This is a genomic window from Bacillus sp. Leaf49, assembly GCF_001426125.1.
GTDB classification, from domain to species: Bacteria; Bacillota; Bacilli; order Bacillales; family Bacillaceae; genus Bacillus; species Bacillus altitudinis.
In genome coordinates this window covers 60,349-66,748 of record NZ_LMRK01000008.1, presented here as the reverse complement: position 1 = coordinate 66,748, position 6,400 = coordinate 60,349, and the positions used below count along the sequence as shown (strand labels likewise).

5 protein-coding genes, 2 tRNA genes, 1 rRNA gene and 1 pseudogene are annotated in these 6,400 nt (G+C 41.6%); 8 read left to right on the top strand and 1 reads right to left on the bottom strand.

What is annotated here, in order from left to right; all coding sequences use genetic code 11:
• The 8 genes and pseudogenes from rrf to ASG46_RS06055 all read left to right on the top strand — a co-directional run.
• Nucleotides 1-113, top strand: a 5S ribosomal RNA gene (gene rrf / locus ASG46_RS06080); the annotation flags it as partial.
• Between the two features lie 43 nt (nt 114-156).
• Nucleotides 157-231, top strand: a tRNA-Asn gene (locus ASG46_RS06075).
• A 1-nt stretch (nt 232) separates the two neighbouring features.
• Nucleotides 233-305 (top strand) — tRNA-Thr (locus ASG46_RS06070).
• Between the two features lie 773 nt (nt 306-1,078).
• On the top strand, nt 1,079-1,201 hold the full coding sequence (locus ASG46_RS21420) for a hypothetical protein (RefSeq protein ID WP_017358868.1): 123 nt from the start codon (nt 1,079-1,081) through the stop codon (nt 1,199-1,201).
• Nucleotides 1,202-1,250: 49 nt separating this feature from the next.
• Nucleotides 1,251-1,435 (top strand): annotated as a pseudogene (locus tag ASG46_RS21285) (flagellin N-terminal helical domain-containing protein); the annotation flags it as partial.
• A 1-nt stretch (nt 1,436) separates the two neighbouring features.
• Nucleotides 1,437-2,313 (top strand): flagellin Hag (gene hag, locus ASG46_RS06065; protein ID WP_156376650.1); only part of this gene is annotated, 877 nt, incomplete at its 5' end.
• Nucleotides 2,314-2,650: 337 nt separating this feature from the next.
• Entirely contained in the window at nt 2,651-4,090 is a 1,440-nt protein-coding gene (locus ASG46_RS06060) for a SulP family inorganic anion transporter (protein WP_056703684.1), read from the top strand.
• Nucleotides 4,091-4,151: 61 nt separating this feature from the next.
• The gene (locus tag ASG46_RS06055; RefSeq protein ID WP_056703690.1) at nt 4,152-5,117 is read left to right on the top strand and encodes a bile acid:sodium symporter family protein; all 966 of its coding nucleotides are present in this window, start codon (nt 4,152-4,154) and stop codon (nt 5,115-5,117) included.
• A 38-nt stretch (nt 5,118-5,155) separates the two neighbouring features.
• Here the strand turns inward: ASG46_RS06055 and ASG46_RS06050 are convergent, their stop codons facing one another.
• The gene (locus tag ASG46_RS06050) at nt 5,156-6,364 is read right to left on the bottom strand and encodes an exo-beta-N-acetylmuramidase NamZ family protein (protein ID WP_409222567.1); all 1,209 of its coding nucleotides are present in this window, start codon (nt 6,362-6,364) and stop codon (nt 5,156-5,158) included.
• Nucleotides 6,365-6,400 lie beyond the last annotated feature (36 nt).

Sequence of the window (6,400 nt, the reverse complement as noted above, 5' to 3'; positions counted from 1 at the left end):
GGTGGCGATAGCGAAGAGGTCACACCCGTTCCCATACCGAACACGGAAGTTAAGCTCTTCAGCGCCGATGGTAGTTGGGGGTTTCCCCCTGTGAGAGTAGGACGCCGCCAAGCTTTTTGTTTATATCCTTCCAATGGAAGAAGTTACTTTATCCATTCCGCAGTAGCTCAGTGGTAGAGCTATCGGCTGTTAACCGATCGGTCGTAGGTTCGAGTCCTACCTGCGGAGCCATGCTTCCATAGCTCAGTAGGTAGAGCACTTCCATGGTAAGGAAGAGGTCAGCGGTTCGAGCCCGCTTGGAAGCTTTCCTCTAAATATTGTTCTGACAAGGTTTCTCGATGATGAGAAGGCTTTTTTTTATGTCTTTTTTAATTGCTAGGGGACGCAATGGGGACGCATTATCAAATTTGCAATAAGTTTGATATAGCTTCTGCATGACCTAAACGATGATAGACAGATTTGATATTAAACCCAGATATTTTGCCGATTTGATTTATTAGCATAGTAGCATGAGTATGACACATATCATGCAAATGAATTTTCTTATATCGTGCTTTTTTGCGAATCGCTCCCACTATTTATTTAAATATAAAAAGGTAGTTGAGAACGTACAATGCTAATTCGTCTAGTTGATGACAGAGCAAGGCATTCCATTGGTCAACGTTGTGCCATATAAAAGATGGAACGGTTCGAAGATAAAAGCAGCTCTTCAAAAAGCATTGAAAAAGAGAAAAAGGTAAAGCCTCTGATCATAGAGAACAGGGGCTTTTTTTGATGTTATTTTTCATCGTTCTTTTTTTGAAGTGAATCCTTCTCTCAAAAACCTTTTTCTTTCTCTGTTACTTTATCGAGTGATTCTAGGGTATACGAAAAAGTGTTGTTTCCACACAATTTTACACTAATTATGTTTCTCCTCCTGAAAATGTAGTTGATAGAATTTCATCTTCCTTTTATGCATTTTAAATGTGTCGAATTTGTGAAATAAACAATTTCCACAAACTAAAATATGTGGTAGGTCTGTCTATAGTAGGTAACACGCTACTCATTGTTATGGTGAGTATTAATAGAAGGAGTTTTCATGATTATTGCCATAACTGGTGTTGCAGATAGTAGTAAAGTTAGAGAGCCAAAAGGTGATCTGCATTATTACTGTACACATGCCTTAGAAATCGGAAATTCTAAGGAAGAGCTTCTCATCTAAATGGACTTTGTAGACAAGCTCGAAAAAAATTACATGGAGGTAATAGGAAATGAGAATTAACCACAATATCGCGGCACTTAACACACTGAACCGTTTATCTGCTAACAACGGTGCGAGCCAAAAGAACATGGAGAAGCTTTCTTCTGGTCTTAAAATCAACCGTGCAGGAGATGACGCAGCAGGTCTTGCAATCTCTGAAAAAATGCGTGGACAAATCCGCGGATTAGAAATGGCNTTCTTCTGGTCTTAAAATCAACCGTGCAGGAGATGACGCAGCAGGTCTTGCAATCTCTGAAAAAATGCGTGGACAAATCCGCGGATTAGAAATGGCTTCAAAAAACGCACAGGACGGTATCTCTCTTATCCAAACAGCTGAGGGGGCATTGACTGAAACTCACTCAATCCTTCAACGTGTTCGTGAACTAGTCGTTCAAGCTGGAAATACTGGTACACAGGATAAAGAGTCTGACCTTCAATCTATCCAAGATGAAATTAAAGCTTTACAAGAAGAAGTAGATGGAATTTCAAATCGTACAGAGTTTAACGGTAAAAAATTATTAGATGGTTCGTTTAAAGGAACCCCAGGAACACCAGCAATTCCGCCGACAGATCCAGATGATCCAGATACAGGTACACCTGCAGTTCCAGCAAGTGGTAATGCTTTAGTGTTCCAAATCGGTGCTAATGCAACTCAACAAATCTCAGTTCATATTGATAAAATGAGTACAGATGCATTGGGAGTGAAAGGTGCTAATGGAATTGTAGCGAATCAAGCGATTAAAGACATCGATGTAAGAAAGTTTGCTGATAATGCAGCAGATGCTACTGACGTTGGTTTTGATACTCAACTAAGTATTGTTGATGCAGCTATTAACCAAGTATCTGCTCAACGTGGAAAACTTGGTGCAGTGCAAAACCGTCTAGAGCACACGATTAACAACTTGGGTGCATCTGCTGAAAACTTAACTGCTGCTGAGTCTCGTATTCGTGACGTTGACATGGCGAAAGAAATGAGTGAGTTCACAAAGAACAACATTCTTTCTCAAGCGTCTCAAGCTATGCTTGCACAAGCGAATCAACAGCCGCAAAATGTACTTCAATTATTACGTTAATCAACCAAAAGCCCCTTTTATATAGGGGCTTTTGTTGTTTGTTTTAAATGTTGGACATGCTCAGTGACAAATAGACAATAGACTCATGAATGGAATAAATCGATTGGTAAGTAAGCCTTGTATCAATTTTCTATACATTCCTTCTTTTTGTGCTTGATTCCTTAGTTCCTTTCTTATATTCTTACTAAAGTGAAGATAATCCTCTCTAACAAAAGACTCTGTACGTTCCTCTTTTTCCCCGAAATTGAATGGTTATTGTTTGTTCCTTTCTGTATCTCCGGGTTTTATTCGCCTTCTTTTTCCTTGTACGGTATGTATATAAAAAGGAGTAGATGGTTTGAAAGATTTATTTGTAAAGCAAGAATGGTTTGGATATGTGCGTCAGGATGTGCTGGCGGGTATTTTAGTGGCTCTGGCTTTAATTCCTGAGGCGATTGCGTTTTCGATTATTGCGGGCGTTGATCCAAAGATTGGGTTGTATGCTTCGTTTTGTATTGCCATTGTCATTTCGTTTGTTGGTGGACGGCCAGGTATGATTTCGGCCGCTACAGGGGCTATGGCTCTGGTTATGGTTAATTTGGTAGCCGATCATGGATTGCAGTACTTGTTTGCGGCTACGATTTTAACAGGCCTGATTCAAATTGTGTTTGGAATGTGTCGTGTTTCTCGTCTGATGAAATTTATTCCGAGGTCTGTGATGGTTGGTTTTGTTAATGCATTGGCAATTATGATCTTCATGGCACAGCTGCCGCATTTCGTTGGGGAATCCATGGCTATGTATGTCATGACAGGTGGAGCATTGTTGATCATTTATGTATTGCCGATGGTCACAAAAGTTATTCCCTCTCCACTTATTGCAATTATTGTGATGACGATGATTGCTGTATTTGGGCATATTGATGTCAGAACGGTTGGAGACATGGGAGAGCTTCCTAGCTCTTTGCCAACTTTTCTTATTCCCAATGTACCGTTTAGCTGGGAAACACTTGCTATCATTTTTCCTTATTCCTTAGCACTTGCGATGGTTGGTTTACTTGAATCTTTATTAACAGCACAAATTGTAGATGATATGACGGAAACGTCTAGTCGTAAAAATAAGGAAGCGAGAGGCCAAGGAATTGCCAATGTGGTGGCAGGATTTTTTGGCGGTATGGCTGGCTGTGCGATGATTGGTCAATCTGTGATTAATACAAAGGCAGGGGGACGAGGCCGGCTTTCTACCTTTGTGGCTGGTGCATTTTTAATGGTATTGATTTTTGTGCTTGGTGATGTGGTTGTTCAAATTCCAATGGCTGCTCTTGTTGCTGTCATGATCATGGTTTCTATTGGTACCTTTGATTGGAGTTCATTCCAGCAGCTGAAAAAGAACCCAAAAACAGATTCTCTTGTGATGCTTGTCACGGTCGTGACGGTGGTGTTCACTCATGATTTATCCAAGGGTGTTTTTGCAGGGGTGCTGCTTAGTGCCGTATTCTTTGTGGCTAAAATATCAAAACTGCATATTACCTCTACAGAAAGCCAAGCTGGTACATGGGTTTACCGAATTAAGGGTCAAATTTTCTTTGCTTCCGTGACTGAATTGATTCAAGCCTTCCATCATGGAAACGACCTGAACACGGTTGTGATTGATTTGTCTGAAGCGCGTATATGGGACGAATCAGGTGTGGCCGCAATTGAACGTGTGAAGGGAAAATATCGTACAGCTGGTGTAGAAGTGGACGTAGTTGGAATGGATACGTCTAGTCAAAAACTTATGAAACAAGTGATCGGATCTTAAAGAGACTGTTCTGTTTGTTACAATAGAACAAGGAAGAAAGTGAAGGATGGAGGTGGCCGGCATGCTTGTCCGTTTGAATCAGGTGCTCGGCCGGATGATGCCGCTCATTACGCCTGTCAGCGTGCTACTTGGTGTATTATTGGCGGCGTATTTAAAAGATTTCACCTTTTTGGTGCCTTGGGTGTTTGCTGTGATGACATTTTCAGGGAGCTTGTCATCTACTTTTTCAGCTTTAAAACATACGGTGATGCATCCATTGCCTTTGATTTTATCGTTTATGATTTTGCATGTGCTGATGCCCCTTTATGCATGGTCGGCGGGGCATTTGATATTTGCAGGTGATGCTATGACGATCACCGGTTTGACGCTTGCGATGGTGATTCCGACAGGTGTGTCTAGTTTAATATGGGCGGCAATGTATAAAGGGAATGTGGGGTTAACGTTATCTATCATATTAATTGATACATTGCTTTCGCCATTGATTGTGCCAGTAAGCTTGTCAATCTTCGTTGGTACACAGGTCCATATGGACATGGTGGCGATCATGAAAGGACTATTCGGTATGGTGGTGTTGCCCTCTATTTTAGGGATGCTCGTTCGTCAGTATGCAAAGCCATCGGTGACAAAAGCAATGAGTCAGACCTTGGCTCCTTTTTCAAAATTAGGCTTGTTTGTTGTCGTATCGATTAACAGTTCTGTTGTCGCCCCATATTTGCGTGAACTGGATGCTGCATTTTTTAGCAAAGCAGCGACTGTCTTTTTCATTGCAATGAGTGGGTATGCTTTTGCGTGGTTGATTGGAAAGGCGATGAAATGTACCCAAGGAGAAATTGTGGCGATTGTGTATACGGGCGGTATGCGGAACATTAGCGCGGGTGCTGTGCTTGCCATTAGCTTTTTCCCGCCTGCTGTTGCTGTTCCTGTCGTGATTGGCATGCTGTTTCAGCAAGTGCTTGCAGCCTTGTTTGGCTTTTTACTTCATCGTTTCGAGCTGAAAGTACCTGCTGTGACTAAGTCTTTATCATGAAAAAACCTCCAACCTTTAAGGTGGAGGCTTTTTTGCGATTAATAGATGAGGTATTTCTTCCGTTTCTTTTCGAATGTCTTTAGATCATGGTGGTATTGTTTCATGATGTGTTTGATGGAAGTGCCTTTATTGATTTCTTCTTTGATCCAGCTATTCCCGATGAGTTTATCAAAGCTGCCTGTTTGTAGGAATTGAAAGTCATTAGGATACAAGTCATGTATTGCTTTGATGATGGATAGACCTGTTTTGACTGCTTCGAATGATTTTCGGTCTGTGACATAAAGCTGTACCCCGTGAGACAAAGTCCCGGCATGTTTTGAAAAGGTAGGGGTAAATGAGACAGGTCTAAATTGAACGCCTTTTAGTTTTAACCCATTTAAATGATCTGCTAGCTCATTGCTATTGATATATGGAGCGCCAATGAGTTCGAACGGTTTTGTCGTTCCTCTGCCTTCAGAAACGTTTGTGCCTTCGATTAATCCTGTTGCTGGGTAAACAAAGGTACTGTCAACGGTCGGCATGTTAGGTGAAGGGAGGACGAACGGCAGCTTCGTGTCATCGAACGTCATGGATCGTTTCCAATGTTTCATTTTGATCACTTTTACATCAGCGTTGATATGAAACTCTTTGTTAAACATGTATGCAAGTTCTCCAGTTGTCATCCCATGTCTTAATGGGATGGGATAGAGACCTACAAAAGAGGCGTGTTCTGGCTCTAATACGGGTCCTTCTACTTTTAGCCCGCCTATTGGGTTTGGACGATCTAAGACAACAAATGGAATGTTGTTTTCCTTAGCTGCTTCCATTGCATACGCCATCGTGTAAATATAGGTGTAATAACGAGCACCAACGTCTTGAATATCAAATAGCAGGACATCTACATTTTTGAGCATTTCAGGAGTTGGCTTTCTTGTTTTTCCATAAAGAGAGTAAACAGGCAGGCCTGTTTTTTCGTCAGTATACGATTCGACGCCTTCTCCTGCTTGTGCATCACCACGGACGCCATGTTCAGGCCCATACAAGGCAGTCAGTTTAATATCGGGGTGTTCAAATAGCAGATCGACACTGCTTTTCATGTTTGCATCAATGCCTGTAGGATTCGTAATAAGCCCTACTTTTTTCCCTTTAAGCCAAGAGAGGTTACTTGAGAGTAATGTTTCGATACCTGTTTTGGCTGTTGCTTTTTTTCCTTTTGTATCTGTTCGTTCTGAATCTGCGGGGGAGGCGGCGGTCAATGTGCTGATCATGAGAATGCTAGCGAGTATCAAGCTTGCTGTCTTTTT

Coding starts and splice junctions, on each gene's coding strand:
- ASG46_RS21420 (WP_017358868.1), top strand. CDS start 1,079: ATGATTATTGCCATAACTGGTGTTGCAGATAGTAGTAAAGTTAGAGAG.
- ASG46_RS06055 (WP_056703690.1), top strand. CDS start 4,152: ATGCTTGTCCGTTTGAATCAGGTGCTCGGCCGGATGATGCCGCTCATT.
- ASG46_RS06050 (WP_409222567.1), bottom strand. CDS start 6,364: ATGATCAGCACATTGACCGCCGCCTCCCCCGCAGATTCAGAACGAACA.